This window comes from Isobaculum melis, from assembly GCF_900111355.1.
Taxonomy (GTDB): Bacteria; Bacillota; Bacilli; order Lactobacillales; family Carnobacteriaceae; genus Isobaculum; species Isobaculum melis.
Map to the genome: position 1 here is coordinate 1 of NZ_FOHA01000002.1, position 18,346 is coordinate 18,346.

General features: G+C 35.6%; 12 protein-coding genes. All 12 read right to left on the reverse strand.

Features of this window, described 5'->3' with window-relative positions:
- On the reverse strand, positions 1–2,963 hold a 2,963-nt coding region (gene essC, locus BMW29_RS01815; protein WP_092649701.1), incomplete at its 3' end, for a type VII secretion protein EssC.
- 16 nt (positions 2,964–2,979) lie between these two features.
- Positions 2,980–4,209, reverse strand: coding sequence for a type VII secretion protein EssB (essB, locus tag BMW29_RS01820; protein WP_177165642.1), 1,230 nt, complete (start codon positions 4,207–4,209; stop codon positions 2,980–2,982).
- 23 nt (positions 4,210–4,232) lie between these two features.
- Positions 4,233–4,490, reverse strand: a complete 258-nt coding sequence (locus BMW29_RS01825; RefSeq protein WP_092649705.1) for an EsaB/YukD family protein — start codon at positions 4,488–4,490, stop codon at positions 4,233–4,235.
- 5 nt (positions 4,491–4,495) lie between these two features.
- Positions 4,496–4,963 carry a hypothetical protein gene (locus BMW29_RS01830; protein ID WP_092649707.1) on the reverse strand — a complete coding sequence of 156 codons (468 nt, stop codon included), beginning with the start codon at positions 4,961–4,963 and terminating at the stop codon, positions 4,496–4,498.
- The gene (esaA, locus tag BMW29_RS01835; RefSeq protein WP_092649709.1) at positions 4,960–8,193 is read right to left on the reverse strand and encodes a type VII secretion protein EsaA; all 3,234 of its coding nucleotides are present in this window, start codon (positions 8,191–8,193) and stop codon (positions 4,960–4,962) included. Before esaA ends, BMW29_RS01830 begins: the two co-directional genes overlap by 4 nt.
- Before the next feature lie 106 nt (positions 8,194–8,299).
- Positions 8,300–8,593: a WXG100 family type VII secretion target gene (locus tag BMW29_RS01840; RefSeq protein ID WP_092649711.1), complete on the reverse strand. Its 294-nt coding sequence runs from the start codon at positions 8,591–8,593 to the stop codon at positions 8,300–8,302.
- A gap of 352 nt (positions 8,594–8,945) precedes the next feature.
- Entirely contained in the window at positions 8,946–10,196 is a 1,251-nt protein-coding gene (locus tag BMW29_RS01845) for a hypothetical protein (RefSeq protein WP_092649713.1), read from the reverse strand.
- A gap of 717 nt (positions 10,197–10,913) precedes the next feature.
- The gene (locus tag BMW29_RS01850) at positions 10,914–11,696 is read right to left on the reverse strand and encodes a Cof-type HAD-IIB family hydrolase (protein WP_092649715.1); all 783 of its coding nucleotides are present in this window, start codon (positions 11,694–11,696) and stop codon (positions 10,914–10,916) included.
- 266 nt (positions 11,697–11,962) lie between these two features.
- Complete coding sequence (locus BMW29_RS01855; protein WP_092649717.1) at positions 11,963–13,657, reverse strand: MucBP domain-containing protein; 1,695 nt, start codon at positions 13,655–13,657, stop codon at positions 11,963–11,965.
- 403 nt (positions 13,658–14,060) lie between these two features.
- Positions 14,061–14,366, reverse strand: coding sequence for a S24 family peptidase (locus BMW29_RS01860; RefSeq protein ID WP_092649719.1), 306 nt, complete (start codon positions 14,364–14,366; stop codon positions 14,061–14,063).
- A 110-nt stretch (positions 14,367–14,476) separates the two neighbouring features.
- Entirely contained in the window at positions 14,477–16,252 is a 1,776-nt protein-coding gene (locus BMW29_RS01865) for an ABC transporter ATP-binding protein (protein ID WP_092649721.1), read from the reverse strand.
- Positions 16,249–17,976, reverse strand: coding sequence for an ABC transporter ATP-binding protein (locus BMW29_RS01870; protein WP_092649723.1), 1,728 nt, complete (start codon positions 17,974–17,976; stop codon positions 16,249–16,251). The genes BMW29_RS01865 and BMW29_RS01870 overlap by 4 nt, the downstream gene beginning before the upstream one ends.
- Positions 17,977–18,346: the final 370 nt, after the last annotated feature.

The window sequence follows — 18,346 nt, forward strand, 5'->3', positions numbered from 1 at the left end:
GCAATCCCTAGCATTGGCTCAAGCTCCGACTTCTCTTGCCAAGCCACCTTATAATCTACCGTATCCAACTCAGGTAAATACACACGCTCTGCAAGTGGTGGCAACCATGGTCTTGGTAATGGTGCAATCCCTGCTTCTTCAGTAATCGCATGAATGCCATCAATCACCGCATCCAATTCAGTTGGCACCGTTTTGACTTCTTTGCCATCGGATAAGCCACTTAAATCTTCACTTAAAATTTCATATTGACCTAAGTCATTAATCGCATAAATTGTATTATCCACTTCTTCTTGATCAGACTGATCTGGAAGGTAATCTGCCCCACTCCAAGCACTTTGGAACAGCTCATAAATTTCATTGTTCCCAACTTGTAAATAAGCACGTCCTGGTTGGGTAATTTCCGCCGCATCTGGGGTTTTGAGCATTTCCATTGAATCTGATTTATCCGCTACTTTTAAGGCCAATTTGAACTTTGAGTTACTCCAAATTTGGTCATCTACGACACCACTTGGTTTTTGAGTTGCTAAAATCAAGTGAATACCTAGTGAACGTCCAATACGAGCCGTTGAAACGAGCTCTTTCATAAATTCTGGTTGCTCAGATTTTAACTCCGCAAACTCATCACTAATCAAGAATAAATGTGGCATTGGTTCACTCACATCGCCATCTTTATAAAGCTTTTGATATTGGTTAATGTGATTCACATTGTTTTCTGAGAATAAGCGCTGGCGACGCTTTAATTCGGCATTAATCGAAATTAAGGCACGCATACTTTGAGCACCATCTAAGTTGGTAATACTACCTAATAAATGAGGCAGGTTTCTAAAGAGATTCGCCATTCCTCCACCTTTGTAGTCAATCAAGAGGAACGCGACTTCATATGGATGGAAATTGACTGCTAGGCTTAAGATATAGCTTTGGACAATCTCTGATTTCCCTGAACCTGTTGTTCCCGCTACTAAGCCATGTGGACCATGGGCTTTTTCATGGAGGTTTAAGTAAACAATATCCTCTTTTCCTCGTACTCCTAATGGAACAGCTAAGCTTTTATGTGGTGAATGGGCGGCCCATCTTTGTTGGACATTTAAGTCTTCAAACTTATCTACCTCATACATTTCTAAGAAGGTAATCGCTTCTGGTATGCTGTTTTTCAGGTTTTGTAAATGATTCAGTGGTGCTAAGATTCTTGGCAGCTTTTCTTTGTCGAAATCGGCTGGGAAATGGTCCAATTCAAAGCGAATGTTTTTTAATTCATTTTTTTCTAAGACCATCATGCCTGTTTTGCTATCTCTAACATCAATAATGGTTTGGATATTTTCTGGTAAGCTACTCATCACATCTTGTACAAAGATGATGCTACAGCCTAGGTTACTTGGATCTTCATTGAAAAATTCCATAATGGCATGGTCTAATATCAGTTTTTCATCTGTAATCATCACCACATAGTGTGGGGTAAAAATGGTATTTTCGCCACCTCGGCCTTTTTCATCTAAGGCGTTTTTACGATTTTTCAAGATTTGCGTTAAGCTGTTTAAGACTTGATCGCGGCTACGTTGATGGTAGACAAAGCCTCGCACATTCATTTCTTGTAATTTGGCATGTGGTAAAAAGCGCATCCAGTTCCATTGTGGTAATTCATCCTCTGGGAAAATGGAAATCATTTGTAAATCATGGTAGCTATGGAAAAATGAAAGCTGATTCACAAGTAAATGCAGCTGTTCAATCACTAATTTACGTGGGCCAATATAGCCAAGTGGTCCTGAAATTAAATCTGTGGTTACTGGGACATTGCTGACCTTTTGGGTATCACGCCATAAATTCATTCCTTCTTGTTCGATTTCATCTAATTTCTTTTGGCCTTCACTTCCTGAATAAGATACTTCAGAGGATAGTTTGACATCCCCTAAACCTAATCGATAGGTTAAAAAGTCATGATGTAAGGCTGTTTTTTCATAGATACGATGATTAAATTTTGCCCCTAATTCGGCTAGCTCTTCCATGCTTGGATAATGATAGAGTCTTCCTTGGCGCTGTTCTAAGGCTAGGCTATAGATTTCTTTTGATTTCTCTGTTAGATATTCTTCATAAATGCGTTTACGATCAATCACATCTTGTTTAAACTTTTTATTTTGCTTGAAATAATTGGTCACTGAAAAAACCAAGGTCATCACAGTTGTTGCGGCCGTTATTAAGACATATGGTCCTCTTGGTTGGATAAAGTTCATCGCAATGGTCATTCCCAACATTAATAATGGCGGTAAAATGGTTTTCAGTAATTGCTGATTGTTTTTACTTGGTGCGCTATCTGGTGGCGCTAATGTGATTTTTTCTTCTGGATCACGGTAAATTAAGCGTGGTGAACGATGGTAATCAGGATAGTCTTCATAAAAGGTATAGGCTGAAAGTGCCAACGCTGGTAATTGAACCGTCATCTTATCACTTATTGCCACATGAATCTCATCTTCATAGATGGTATAGGTCTGATGGGCAATGGTCAGCTGATCACCACTGGTTAAGTGAACGCTCCCTGTTGCTAATTGAAAGTTTACATAAATTGGGGCATTGGCAATCATTAATTGCCAGCCCATTTTTTGCTTTTCAAATAATAGTGCAGTATCCGCTTCATCTGCTAAAGTAATCATCGCTCCTGCATCTTGACCAATGCGCCATGTGGTTAAGCCAAGCAAACTATAAGCCTGCTTGGGTAAGTCTTCGCTTAAAAAGAATTCAAGCGCGCCTTCATTAAAAGGAATGGTCATTGCTTGTGTCATCAGTAAAGTTTGCTCATCTGCGCACCAAAGCTGCTTGTCCTCATCAAAATGAATGGTTATGACTTGTTCGCCACTTTCTGGTAAGACAATACTATTTTTCTCTGATTGACCAATGGTATAGCTTTTGTTTGAATCTAGCATCAATTGATGTTGTTGTGCTTCATGCGTAATCAATAAAATCAGTTGCTTCATTTATGTTTTCGCTCCTCTATTTGCTGTCACTTTCAGTTTTCTCTTGTGGTGCTTCTTCCTCTAAAAGCGAGCCTTCTTTTTCTTCTTCTTTGCTGTATTTTTCTTCAATGGCATCATATTTTTGTTGGTATTTTTCTTGCTCTTCTTGTTTTGTTTGACCAGAAAGGGCTGGGTCATTTTTAATTTGTTCCATTTTTTGCATATAGGCATAAAGAAGTAAATGTGGCTCCTCTAGTTTTTGGGCAATATCAATGGCTTCATCTAGGTTTCCACGGCCATTTTCAATCCAATAGGTTAAATAATCGTCTGCTGATTTTAAGCTAAGATTTTTCATAATGGTCGCTTTTTGGGCATCGGTTAAGTCTTTTCCTTGTAAGTAAGAATAGGCTAAAATATATTTTTGGGTTTTATCAATATTCTTAGTTTCAATTGGTTTTAATTGTGTAATAACCCCTTCATAATCCGCTTTTAGGAAGTCACTATCTGCTGCTAATAAACGGTTTTGATGTGGCATTGAGAAAATCGTTAAGTAGCCTAACGGAATCGCTAATAATAAGACCACAACGGTGAGCCAAATGGTCAGCTGTTTATAGAGCATAAATTTTCGTTTAGGAACAACCTTCATTTTTTGCTGCGCTTCTTTTTTGGCTTTCTCATACTGTGTTTCAATATAGCTGACAATCTCTGCAACACTTTTTTTGGCAATGACTTCTTTGACAAAGGCATTTTCTTTTGTGCGTTCTAGGTTGCCATTATATAAATCTGCAAAGGTTAATTTTTTAGAGAAAAGTGTCACTACGATTGATTGGTATTGACGTAGAAATTTCTCTTCGGTCACTTCTGCTGGTGGTAAGCCAGCTGTTAAGCCACGATACGCTAATTGTGGTAATAAGTTTTGATCAAATTGTAAGTTAGCTGGATCTAAGAAGAAGGTATAGCATTGGCCAACCAAGCTTTCATATTTAGCTAAATTCATTGCAACTCTTAAGCGTTCTAGTGAAGACAGCTGCTTCACTTCGTCAAAGCTTTGACCTTGGCGAATGGGGGTATAGACAAATTGCACGTCATCTTCCTGCCAAGTCATTGAAACGGGCATAAATAAATCCTTTTGATCCAGTAATAAATTTAATTCTGCTTCTTTTTTTAAACGGATATCAGATTTTTTAATTTGCACCGTCCAGCTTTCTGGTGTTTTTTCAATCGTATAGGTTTGTTGTTCAAATTGAATATTCTCTTTGGTTGACATGTTGTCCTCTCCCTTTATCTTCATTAATAGATTTCGATTTGATCCCCAGTTGTGATGGGGTAATCATTCATTTTTTGGTTATCGGTTAAAACCAAGCCTTTATTTAAAACTTTTAATTGGTAAATGCCCTTTGCTTGGCTTTTTCTGGTTACATGTAAGGTGTTATCCATTTCATCAATAAAGTATTTGACTGTTTGATGAATGGGCACACGTAGGTCATATTGCTGTGCTGGATTTTCTCGATAATATAAGGTGATATTGATATGATTTTCTGCGCTCACTGGGATTAATCTCCTTTTTTGTAATTTAAAACGGAAGCAATTGCACCACCAACGACTGTCACAAAGCTACCACCTGTTAATAACAAGGTATTGGTATGATTCACTGGTGCTTCAGTTGTTGTTTTAGTTGTTTGACTGATTGGCTGAGCATTTTCTGGTTCATTGAATAGTCCTGAGGGATCATAAAGTGTCGCATCCTTCATTTCTTGAATGAAAATTTTTTCTGCTTTAGCGGCTTTTTCTGCTGCTTCTTTTTCCATTTTTTCTGATAGTTCATTCATGATTGTTTCATCAAATAGGGTTTCGTTATTTCCCCCTTGAATTTCTTTTTCTCCGGTTTTTGCTTCAATTCGGTTGGTCTTCATATCTAGCTGGTTATCTTTTAGTTCGGTTGTAGCGAAAGCGGTTGTTTTAGGGTAGAGCAAAATGGCTAGTAGAACAATCATCGGAGTGATTCTCTTCATTAATTTCATTCCACTGCCTCCTCACGTTTTTTCGTTGTTATTTTTTTAGTGGGTGTCCACACAACGAGATTTAAAATCAATAAAGCCACTGACATAAATAGGAAGATAAAGATCAAATCCCATTGTTCATTGCCAATTGTGAGATAGTTATTGAGCAGCTGTTCTCCTTGATAAAGCGGTAAGGCTGTACGGAGTTTATCCAATGAAGAGGTGCTGTCTAAGACTTTGCCTACTGCATCTGTTAAGAAAATATACATCGTAAAGATGCTTAAATTAATAAATAATCCCACTACTTGAAGCTGTCTCATGAGATAGGTTGCAAGTAAGACAAATAGAATTTGTAAGAGGAGGATTCTGAGCATCCAGCCTAATTCCATTTGTGGGGTAATGCCTGGTAAATTGGTACTAAAGAAGCTGATAATCACGCCTTCGACTAAGCCAAATGAAAAGGCCATTGAAGTAGTGAATAGGTTTCTAATGACTAAGGGTTCTGCTCCTTTAAAGACGTTTTGTGCTTTTTCTTGGAAGGTTGCAGTGTTTAAGACAATTCCTGTAAAAATCGCAGTGATTGCTAAGACAATCACAATCAGATAAGGGTAATAGGTATCGCCACTCGCTATTCTTCCTTGATCATCGCCTTTAACTGGTGAGGAAAGGAATTTCACTAAATCATCATTAATGACACCATCTTTTTGGCTGTTGGCTAAGACTTGGTTAAAGACAGCGCTGAAATCCTCATTGTTTGTAACTTCATCTGCAAAGTGTGTCATCAGCTTATCTGTATTCTTGGTTAGTGTTTGACCACTCACTAAAATATCATCTGCCTTTTGGTTAAACTCTGAAAAGATTTTTAGGATACGATCCGCAGCTTCAATATTCATTTCAGCATTTTTTTTCAAGCTTTCTGATTGTAATAGTAAGCCTTTCATTGAGTCACTCATTGATAGCATCGTTTGATGCTCGCCTTCTGTTAGTGAGACGGTCTTTTGTTCATCTCTTTCAATTGTTGCAAGCTCTTTGCGCCAAGCGGCTAGGTTGTCAAATTGATTTTGGACTTCTTCATCTAGTAAAAGGGTGTTGTTTACCACTTCTTCCATGCGATTGGTCAAATCAATTGAGGCGATTTCCATTGCTAAGGCAGCTTCTGTATAGTTGTTATATTTCATTTGATAGTCTTCAAATGAGGCTTTTAACGGGGTCAGCATTAAATCTGACATGGATTCATAAATTTTTTGATCCTTTAGTGATTGATAAAACTGGCTACTCATCTTTGGTTTTAAGGAAACAAAATAGGTGCTGCCTGTTGTCTCATCTTCTTTTTCAATATAATAAGGTTCAGGTTCGTCAGCTGGATAGTCGCCAAATAATTCTTTCACTAGTTTGAGATTGTTCTGATAAGCTTCAATTAAACGAAGCTCTCGTTCTTGATAGGTTGTTTTGGCTTCTGCATATTGTTTTAAATGGTCAGGTATCGCTAATTTAATTGGATCTAAAGTCTCCACTTCAACTGGAACTCCTGTCTTCACAAGATGCCATTGGATGGTAATTTCAGAATTTTCATTTAAAGCCAGTTGATTTGCTATTTGATAACGAATAACGATTTTTGTTGAGGCTTGGAATGGACCAATTAATGCCGTCAATTCCTCAAGTGTTACCCCATTCATCTCAGACATTTTCTGAAGCCATACTGGATCGCTTATTTCCTGAGCATCATTAAAAATAATGTTGGTTATTTGAACTGGCTGATTAGCTGGCAGGATGATGCGTAGCCTTGATTCTGGCTCATAAAGGGTTAAGTTTTTCGGTAATATCCGAAATGGCAGTTCAAAAGTTAAGGCTTGGCCTGATGCCACAATTGCCTGATAGGTTTCATTAATGGCTGGATCAGGAATTTGAGAAACAATGGTCCCGCCACTTGTATTTTCTGGATAGCTTGGATAATAGTGTTGCAGGGTTTCCAGCATTTCCATTAGTTCTTGCTTAGTTGCTACACTCAGTGATTGTTCATTTTCTAATACTTCTAGTGATTGAAAAGGTAAATTCATAAGTGCTTGATAGCTTAAATCAAGATGGTTTGCTTCAATATTTTGTAAGGCTTGCAAGCGTTCACTTAAATTAATTTGCGCTCCTTGATTTCTTAAGAAGTCCTCAATCGTTAATTCACCGATTGGTTTCCCCGCATGATTGGTATATTTTTCTTCTAATAAGGTTTTAATTTGTTCCTTTAATGTTTCTGAATCATTTTCTAGTAAGGCTTCAATATTGATGCGTTCATTTTCAATGGTTGTTTGAACATTTTCAGTATAGGCTTGCATTTGTTCTATTTGATTTTTAAACATGAAATCTTCATCTGTAAATTCTTTGGAAAGCTGTTGATTAACAGCCAGTAATGAAGCATATAAAGCTTCAGTATCTTCTCCCTGAAATTGTGCATTAACTTCTTTAATATTTTCCATTACTAAATCATATTGCAGCTTATTTTCTTGTTGCTTTTCAGTAAATTTAGTCTGTCCATCTTGAAACTTCTGTTGGCTTTCTTGATAATTGCTATAAGAATCTAAGTAGCTATGTAAGGTGTCTTTCATGCTATTCATGCCATCTGTAGACGTATCTGCCGATTTTTTTGCAACATCAAATTGATTGGTATAACCTGAAACGGGTTGGTGAACTTTGTCTTTATAAGTGCTAATGCTTTCTTTATTATTACCAACTAAGATTTCAACATTTTTTTGTGCGGTATATAAGTTATCAACAATCGTTGCAAAGTAAACATCAATTAAATCTTTATCTAGCTCTGAAATAATTTGCTTCGCTAATTTGCTACTTTCTATCTCGACATCCTTATTTCCATTGGCATTAATTTTATAGCGAATCGTTGCTTTTTCAGGTGCTACTTCATTAATCGCAAAAACACGTTGTGAAAAATCACTAGGAATCACAATCATCAAGTTATAGCTATTATTATTTAAACCACTTTCTGCTACCCCTCGACTGACAACATACCAGTTTTGTGTTTTATCTTGCTCAATTTTTTTGATATAGCCAGCTCCGATATTATAGTCTTTCTCTCCAAAGGTAACACCCGCATCTTCATTCACAATCGCAATGGTCATTTTATCTACTTCTTGAGATTGCTGCTCACTTTGGTTGTTTTGTCCAAGCCCTAAATAGGTCAAACCTGAACCCAATGTCACAGCCAATACCAACAACATCGCAGCTACGATTAATTTCTTTTTCATTTTGTTACTCCTTTTCTATGATGTTCATCTATCTGAAAGCCAATGAATTGGCGGAATTCGTTTTAGAAAAAAAGCGAGAGGAAAGACCCTCTCGACTTCGTTTGTTCTATAAGCCACCGATTTTGCTTGCAATCTCAGCATCCGTATTTCTAACAATATCTGCAACAGAATCCATTTGTTGTTTGATTTGATCTAATAAATCAGCAAATTGCTCTACTTTTTTAGATAAATCATCAAATTGCTCTTCAAACTTAGTGAAGGCATTACCTTCCCAGTTATCATGAATAATCCCTTGTTCTGCTTTCAAATTTTGCAAGACGTTTCGGACTTCACCAGCTCCTTCAGCATATTTTTTTGCTGAATTTTCTAACTCATCTGGCGTTAATTTAATTCTTCCCATTCTCTTACACCTCCTCTTAGTTGTAATTGTTGACCTGTATTCGATGTAACAAGCCTGTATTCATTTTATAATAGTTCCAATTAAATGAGTATTCTGTACAGAATATATTTGTGACATTTTTGTGAATTATTCAATAGATATTGCTTTTTTTCATTTATTTTAGTTGCCTTTTAGTGAATAAAAAAATCTAGCAGAATATTTTTCTAAAACAGAAAAAACGTATGAAATCAATTTTCGATTCCATACGTTTTTTTACAGTTACTTTACCCAACTTTTATTTCGTTGATTTTAAGTAAAAAATCAATGAGATACTGTTTCAGCTTACTTGAAAGTCACACAACATGACCTATTTTTATTGTGGTAATGTAATGAGAATTTCTTGGTATTTTGTCAATGAAGCCATATCTTCACTCTTAGGTTTCATATCGATAATAAAGTCTTTCTCTTTCCAAATTTTTTCATATTGTTCTTTATCTAAAATGTAGACTTGTAACCAGTGTTCTTCTTTTTCTCCTGGTGCAAGTATGTCTTTTGTTAAGCGATTTAATAGTGTTCCTTGACTCATTAATTTTTGTGATTCATCGTTGACTAATAATAATGAACTTGATGAACTCAACTCGATACCGCTCGCTGAATTATTAGTTAAGCTTAAATCTACAGTTAATAGAACGATACCATTTTTAAAATCTTCAAAGGTTCTTGCTTCATCTGCACTTGGTGTAAATTCAGCGAATTGATAACCATTTAAAGTATAATCAACCTCTTTAAAAGTGACGGTTTCATTAATGTCTTTTTTCTCTTTAAGCAGTGTTTTTTCGCCCCAATTTTCAGTTGTGGGTTTGTCTTGGTAAAAGCTACCTTTTTTCTCTAATACCTCTACACCATTCTTAGTCACTGCTAGTTTTACTTTTTCATCTTCACCAATGCGTTCCTTCATATTTAAGCTATCATTAGGATACGCAGCTGGGATAGATAAATCAATAAAACCTTCCTCTTTCATTTTATCTAAAGCTTCTTTATTAATAGAGTAGACTGTGAATCCAGTGATTTTTTCTTTCCCTTTCACTAAATTTTTATTTTGTACAAAAATACTATTAATTGCATCTACATCATTAGGCATCATATTTTTTTTCCAACCATATGGTTTTTTATCGCTTCCAATTGTAAAGTCTAATGTTGGGGAATAATAAAGATCCTCTTCGCCTTCATTCTCAACACTAAATTTGGCAATCATGACACCACCTTCATCAGTATTATCTTTATACTGAATCGCATAGTCATTGCTAAAATCTTTTACTTCTAATAGTTCATAGCCTTCAAGAGTGACTTTTATATTTCCTTTTTGAAAGTCTTTTGATTCAAAATCGTTATAAATCGAAGTCATTTCTTTCGCTTTCATTTTCTTCTGTACATCATCTGCAAATTCTTTGAATTCCTTAGAATCCTCATTTTTGGACTCTTTTTTTGTTTCTTTTTTCTCTACTGAACTACTGGTTGCTTCCGAAGATGCCTCTTCTTTCTTTTTGTCATTCCCACCACAGGCAACTAATGCCACACTAAGTAAGGTTGTAGATGCTAGTAGTGCAATTTTCTTATAATTCATTTTTGTCCTCCAAGTATGTATGATTTTGTTAAAGCAATTAAACTATAGCATAAAATAGAATACAAATGATTTATTGAGTAAATTATTTTATTCTAAAACAGAAAATTATGAACGTTTTTTGAACATCAGATTAGAATGATTCTTTCTTTTCTCATAAAACTAAGTATTTAAGCAATAAAAGGGATTGGGACAAAACTAAAAAGTTTTATCCCAACCCCTTAATTACTTCTAAAAAAGCATAAATTGCCTCCGTAAACGGTGGCCAAAAGGCAGGTTCGGTCTGCAATTGTCAAGAACCACTGTAAACGCAGTGAACAGATGCTGATTGATACCTACTACGCTACGCTTCGATCACAACAACTTCTACGCATGAAACATGCTAGAGTTGCTAAGAATCACGGAGAACAAAGTGATTCGATGATGAATAGTACCTACTTGGTGAAGGACTTGGTTCACAAAACATTTGATAAGGAACAAAGTCGAACGCTGTTCGATTTGTATCATGTCTCTAAGGAAAGAAAATAAGGATCAGAGTCGAACAAGTTCGATCTGTATCATGTCTCTAAGGATTAAAAATCCTAAGAGGCATGACAAGAGGCATGACAATTGTTCATCTTTTGCTCCAATTGCTTTGATTCACAACGAAGTATGAGTTGATGTAGAAAAGTACCTACCCGGTGCTCGAACCTAAGCGCCTTTTGGCTCAGCCTCTTTACCTTAAATTAAATTCAGCTTCTTCAAAGCAAGAAAGATGCCATCCTCATCTACTGAAGTAGTAACATGTTTTGCATGTTTTTTCACTTCATCTGTTGCATTTCCCATTGCAACACTATGATGAACTTGTGACAACATTTCGACATCATTTAAGCCATCTCCAAAAGCATAGATATTTTCTGGCTGAATCCCTAATTTCTCAGTTAATTCCATAATTGTTTTGGCTTTTGAGCCACCATGTGGTAGCACATCTACTGAGCCTGGATGCCAACGAACAAATTTCAATAAAGGAAATTGTCCGTCATCTTCATAATGATGTTGATCAGCTTCTGGATAAAAATGTAAACATTGTACAACTTCATGATTTAAATGAAAGGCTTTATCGACTGGTGGTGGCGTTGCGCCGACTGTTGCTAAAGCTTCCTCAACAATTGGTGCATACTCTTCATCACGTCTTCTAAGGAGCGCATCAGATTCAACAATCATTTGATGTCCTAATTCATCTGCTGTTGCTAGTAGCTTCAATAAAGAAGCTTTATCTATTGGGTGATGGCAAACTCTTTCATGATGATAGTAACCAGCTGCCCCATTACAAATTACATAATTTTTAAAACCTAATAAATCAATTACAGGCTGTGCTAAACTTAAATTTCGACCTGTTGCAATCGCAATTTCATGACCATTCTTTTCTAGCTCAATCAATGCTTGCTTTGTACTTTCAGGTACTTCATTTTGCCCATTAACCAATGTCCCATCAATATCAAAAAAAATCATTTTCTTCTGCATATGTTCCATCCTTACTATGGTTTATTTCTTATCTCCATTCTACCTGTTCAAGGATGAAAGCGCAATGTCATGGCTCTTAGGATTTTCAATTCTTAGAGACATGATACAGATTGAACACAGTTCAACTCTGAACCTTAGCTCTTACCTTTAGCCGTCATTTATTAGCAGATATTTTATGAATGGATTTCCGTAAAATGTCTAATAGATCTTAACATATCTGATTTCATTTAGTTATTAAAGGATGAGATAAAAAATCAGACTAAACTTTAATTCATTCCTGTTAATTGATAATTCCAAGTATAAGGTCTAAAAGAAGTTGAGTTCGGTTGAATGTATAGTGTCAGCCAATATTCAGATTTTTCTAAGCTATTCATAACAGGTATTCCCAGCTGTTTCTGACTAACATCATGGATAGCCTCAACATCTGTCAACACATACCCCATATTTTGATAATATTCTGGCAGCATCAGTATTACTTGATAAAAGTTATTCGTCTTATTTTTAACAACTTGATAGTTCCCTGCTTCTTCTTGGTCAGCTAATCTAGATGGAAGAGATAAATTGATTTCTTCATAAATTGAGTGAACTTCCGTAGGATTTTCATTGTCTACATTTTTAAGTGTAGCATAACCTTTTGTTGGTATCACTAAATCAGGAGAAGTATTTAACACTACTTGCTTGATATGTAATGTTAAATATTTCCGCTTATAAGTATAAATTAAGGTTATCGGCTCATTTTTATAGTTCCCGTTTTCTGTTGGTATCCCAACAAGTTCATAATCAGTAATTTCTTTTCTAAAACTTGTAGTATCATATGCATCGCCAATACAAAAGTTTTTACTGATAATGACCTCCTCAGCTAACTTTTCTTTATCTTGTTGATCTTGATAAACAACTTTGACTAGCTGTGGTACATCTGCTGAGTAAGAATTTTCTTCTATTTCTTTTTGTCCTCCGTATTCACTAAATTCAACATAATATCCCCTATTATTTGGCGTATCTCCTAAATTTTCTAAATCATTCCAATCTTTCACGCCACCTTGCGCAAATTGTAAAAACGCTTCTGATCCGCCATGATTATTTGGTTCAGTTGGTGTCCAACCATTATATTTATCCTCAGGTTTCATACCGGGTTTCTTCTTTCCTATAAAGAATACCTCACCTGCTTCTGGTCCAGATGCCCAGTACCAGTCATCTTTACTAAGATTATAATTGCTGAGAACAGGGCTAATAGATGCTACATCGGAAATTTTTGTCCCATTCTTATTCACTGCCCTAGTTCCGCCAAGCATTCCTGTATCTTTTGCAACTGACTCATAAATATAAGTATGCTCCTCAGGACTTGTAATTGTAGCCAAATATCCAGTTAAGCCTTTATATCTTTCTTTTTTAGCCGCACTATAAGCCTCTAACCATGGTAAGCTATTCTTGACATATTTATAGTAGTGCGTCTTTCCATTAGGATCTGTCCATGCAGAGATGTCTTCTTCACTAATAGAAATTGAAATTTTCCCTTTGGTTAATTCTTCCTTCTCAATATTAAAAGCTAATTGCTGTAGCGTATTTTGCACAATTTGAGGAGAATTATTTTGTGTCAATAAATAGTTTATCACATCAGAACCAGGTTCGTTATATGTAGTCCAACCAGTTGGTAAAGAGAAAGAAGTAGCATCTAAATTAAGTCCTTTAGGCATTTTAATCGTAACAGAAGCAATCGTTCCAAAATTTTCTTGAATCAATAAATCTTCCAACTGATACTGTTCAGCTACTCTTTTCACTTTAAAATTTACAGCACTGCTTTTTTCAGCGCGACTTGCTGGATCTTCTTGTTCTTCAGCTTGATCCTCAAATTCAATTGTTTCAGCTTGTGTTTTTATTGCAGCAGCGGATAGCAACCAAATGGCACTAATCGTAATAAATGACAATAAACCTCTTTTGATCATACTCTTTTTCTCACTCATTTTAATTCTCCCTCTCAATTGATTCTAAAATCACGAAAAATGCTAAAAAATTTTGTAAATAACATCTGTTTTATGCATTTTTAAGCCTAAAATGCAAAAAGACTTCAAAATGCTGTTTATCCAACATTCTGAAGCCTTTAAATACACATTTTCAGTATAGAGATTTGTTGCTGCAATTAACAGATGTTACTTGCAATGCAATCATATCGAAGCATTGATTTATTGTCAATACGCATTTTTACTCACTTTTCTATCCATCTGCAAACATAATATTAACATATAACAAGAAATCTAATTGATATCATTTTAAATCAAAATTTAAAATAAACTAATAATAATATACAGGTAATTTATGTAAAAAAAAATCATCCAACAGTTAACTGTTGCATGCTTTTGGAACGGCCTATTTTTCTAATATTTTTGTGACAATTCCATAAATGCTATTCCTAGTCACCCAACCATTTACATGTCGATGATTATTAGAAATTTGATATTGTTTACCTCTCACTTTACTAATTTTATGTGTATAAAAGTTTCCTCTTACCTTACAAAAAACAATATCACCAACTTTTAACTCAACATCCTGAATTGGTTCAAGTGTCACTGGTTGCATTGAACGAATCAGTGGTAACATAGAGTTGCCCGCTTCACGATAGCGAAAAATAGTTTCCCCTGCTCGTAAACGATTCATTGCTTCAATACTGCGCATTCTTCCTTCACCTCCTTTTCAAAAGGTTCCTCTTTACTTTAACATCTATTCAGTCAAATTGGCAAGTAAAAAAAACAACCTATGCTAATACACACATAGGTTATTCCTTGTTATTCTACTTCTTCACTAAATTGACTCTTATAAAGTTTTTCATAAAAACCGCCATCAGCTAATAAGCTATCATGGGTTCCTTGCTCAATAATTTCTCCTTGGTTCATCACCAAAATCAAATCAGCATCACGAATGGTTGAGAGACGATGTGCAATCACAAAGCTAGTTCGTCCTTCCATCACACGTTTCATAGCTTTTTGAATCAATGCTTCTAGCCTTGTATCAACTGAACTGGTTGCTTCATCTAAAATCAAAATTTTAGGATCCGATATCACAGCTCTAGCAATGGTTAATAATTGTTTTTGACCAAGTGAAATATTGGAAGCTTCTTGATTGAGTTTCATTTCATAACCATCAGGTAACGTACGAATGAAATGATGCACATTTGCTGTTTTGGCAGCATCAACTACTTCATATTCTGTTGCATCTAGTTTACCAAAACGAATGTTTTCTGAAACCGTATCATGATAAAGCCAAGCATCCTGGAGCACCATTCCAAACAGTGAACGCACATCAGAGCGTTTCATATCTTTGGTACTAATCCCATCAATTTTAATGGCACCACCATCAATATCATAAAAGCGCATCAATAAATTGATTAAGGTTGTTTTACCCGCACCAGTTGGTCCAACAATCGCAACTGTTTGACCACTTTTCACTTCAAAGCTTAAATCTTTGATTAATGGTTTCTCTTCATTATAACCAAAGCGTACATGCTCAAAGCTCACATGTCCTTCAATGTTTTCTGGTAAAGGTAGCTCTACTAAATCAGGCACTTCTTCTGCTTCATCTAAGATTTCAAAAACACGAGTAGCTGAAGCCATTGCACTTTGTAGCATTCCTGAAATTTGTGTCATTTGAGAAACGGGTTGGTTAATTTGCCAAATATATTGACTAAAAGCTTGTAATTGACCAATTGTTAAAATTCCTTGAATGGCCAAATAACAGCCTAGTACTGCCACACCACCATAGGCTACATAGGTAACCAATCCAACTAATGGCATCATCAAGCCTGAAATGAAGGCCGCTCTGAAACCAAAACGAGATAAACGATGGTTAATTTTTTTGAAATCTCTTACTGTATCTGCTTCTTTTCCATAAAGTTTAATCACAGAAAAGCCAGAATAGCTTTCTTGAACATTCCCATTTAAATCACCTAAGGCATTTTGCATCCCTGCAAAGGAATCCTGAGATTTTTTAACAAGAAATTTTGACATTAAAATAGAGCCAGGAATAATAAAAATGGCAATCGCTGTTAACATCGGTGAAATGACCAACATCATCACAACCGCAAAGGTAATCCCTAAAACAGCAGTAACAATTTGAATCAGCCCTTGTTGCATCGCAACAGAAATCGCATCCACATCATTAGTTACACGTCCTAAAATATTTCCTTGTTGATTACGATCAAAATAAGAAACAGGTAAACGATTGATTTTTTCTTCTAAAGTTTTACGTAAATCAAACATGGTGTTTTGCACAACTTCTGTCATCACATACATAGATAAATATTGTGTCAATTGATAAACTGCGGCAACGATCAAGGTAATGACAATAATCTTACCAATATAAGGAAAGTCCATTTTTGCTCCTGGAACTTTCTTCATAATATCAATTGAATTTTCTGTAATTCTTGTAATGGCAAAGCCCATAATAAAAGGAGACAAGGCATTTGCTAAAACTGAGATAAACGTCAGTACCATCGATAGAATAAAGCCTGCTTGATAAGGCTTCACAAATCTAGCTAAACGTTTTATTTGTCCGAATCCTTTCATGCTAACTCCTCCTTCGATAACTGAGAAGCCGCAATATCATAGTAGACATCACTTGTTTTCAACAGTTCTTTATGTGTGCCCTCTGCAACAACGACACCTTCATTTAAAACCAAAATCTTATCTGCATCCATAATTGTTCCAACACGTTGTGCAACAATTAAAACAGTTGAATTGCCTGTTTCTCTCTTTAAGCGTGCACGTAATTTTGCATCAGTTTGATAATCTAGTGCAGAAAATGAGTCATCAAAGATATAAACATCTGGACGTTTCACTACTGCTCTGGCAATGGATAAGCGTTGCTTTTGGCCACCAGACATATTACTTCCGCCTTCAGATAAATGCTCCTCAAACTTTTCTGGCTTCAGCTGAATAAACTCACTTGCTTGTGCAATTTCTGAAGCAGTATCTAGTTCGTCTTTAGTTGCATCATGTTTTCCATAACGGATATTTTCTGCAATGGTACCCGTGAAAAGTAAAGCTTTTTGTGGAATAAAGCCAATTTTTTTACGTAAGGCACTTAAACGGTAATCTCGTACATCTACCCCATCGACTAAGACACGACCACGACTAACATCATAGAAACGTGGAATCAATTGAATCAGGGTTGATTTACCACTTCCTGTACTGCCGATAAAAGCCACTGTTTCTCCAGGTGCTGCTTTAAAACTCACATCACGAATAATTGGCTCTTCAGTATTTCCAGGATAAGCAAAGGTCACATTTTCAAATTCAACATAACCATGAGTTTCTGTTTCTGTTACCCCATCTTCTTCATGAATACTAGGCTCTTGTTCTAAGACCTCTTGGATACGACCAGCAGAAATAGCTGCTCTTGGGTACATCATAAATAGACCTGCAAACATCATAAATGAAAACAATGCATGGAACATATATTCAACAAATGCTACCAAATTCCCAACCTGTAAATCTCCTGCATTAATTTGAACGGCACCAAACCAAATAACCGCAACAAAAATCAAATTAAAGATAATTGAAAATCCTGGTTGTGCTAAAGCCATTAATTTAAATAATTTCTTAGAGATGTTAGTATAGGCTGTATTGACTTTATTAAAACGACTTTCTTGAAATTTTTCATTTACAAATGCACGAATCACACGTAAGCCTGTTAAATTTTCTCGTAAATTTAAATTGATACTATCTAAATTCTTTTGTTGTTCATCTGATAAAGGTTCAGATTTGCCCCCAACAACCACAACACCTAATAATAGGATAGGAACTGCAATTAAAACACTCCAAGCTAAAGATGGACTTGTTCTGACAATCATCACTAAACTTGAAATAAACATCAATGGGGTCATCATACCCATTCTTAAAAACATTTGTAGAAATTGCATCACTTGAAACGCATCATTCGTTGTTCTCGTTACTAATGAAGGAACGCCAAGTTTATCAAATTCTGCATGGGAATATTCTTGTACTTTCTCAACCATATCGTCACGCATATCGCGCACAATTCCAGTTGTAATTTTACTTCCAAAGTAAGAAAGTAGAATTAATCCTAGTAAGCCAATGGCAACGATTCCAATCATCCACAGGCCATATTTTTGGACAACACCAAAATCATTTTGTGCCACACCATCGTCTATCATCATTGCTAGTAAAGTCGGCAACCCTAGTTCAATAATAATAAAACCAAAGACACACAAAAAATTTAGGAAGACATATCCCTTATACCTTTTCAGGTAGGTCAACATTAATTTCACCCTTATTCCACTCCTTTTCTACTCATCATTTTGCTACTATAACCAAACTTTAATCATTCTATTTTGTCATTAAATGGTTTAAGGCTAATGCTTTCACTTTAACACAAATAAAAATGGATGTAAACAAGTCAAATCAATGTTTTCCGCTCTTTTTTCCCACTTCATTTTATTAGAAAAAAAGATTTTTTAAAGCTTCCTTTCTATACTTCATCGCCAAAATATGTTAAACTATGATTACATGTTGTGCTCTCACACAACCACAAGTTCGGGAAAGTGAATATTTACTTGTCTTACATTTATTTAAGATGCAAATGTAACAAGTTGCGTGTGGTTTCATTTAATAAAGGAGAAGTCTGTCCTTTATTTGTTA

Bases quoted from the DNA above. Each gene is read 5' to 3' on its own strand.
- BMW29_RS01830 (WP_092649707.1), bottom strand. From the start codon at position 4,963: ATGAAATTAATGAAGAGAATCACTCCGATGATTGTTCTACTAGCCATT.
- BMW29_RS01865 (WP_092649721.1), bottom strand. From the start codon at position 16,252: ATGAAAGGATTCGGACAAATAAAACGTTTAGCTAGATTTGTGAAGCCT.
- BMW29_RS01845 (WP_092649713.1), bottom strand. From the start codon at position 10,196: ATGAATTATAAGAAAATTGCACTACTAGCATCTACAACCTTACTTAGT.
- BMW29_RS01850 (WP_092649715.1), bottom strand. From the start codon at position 11,696: ATGCAGAAGAAAATGATTTTTTTTGATATTGATGGGACATTGGTTAAT.
- esaA (WP_092649709.1), bottom strand. From the start codon at position 8,193: ATGAAAAAGAAATTAATCGTAGCTGCGATGTTGTTGGTATTGGCTGTG.
- BMW29_RS01860 (WP_092649719.1), bottom strand. From the start codon at position 14,366: ATGCGCAGTATTGAAGCAATGAATCGTTTACGAGCAGGGGAAACTATT.
- essB (WP_177165642.1), bottom strand. From the start codon at position 4,209: ATGTCAACCAAAGAGAATATTCAATTTGAACAACAAACCTATACGATT.
- BMW29_RS01855 (WP_092649717.1), bottom strand. From the start codon at position 13,657: ATGAGTGAGAAAAAGAGTATGATCAAAAGAGGTTTATTGTCATTTATT.
- BMW29_RS01840 (WP_092649711.1), bottom strand. From the start codon at position 8,593: ATGGGAAGAATTAAATTAACGCCAGATGAGTTAGAAAATTCAGCAAAA.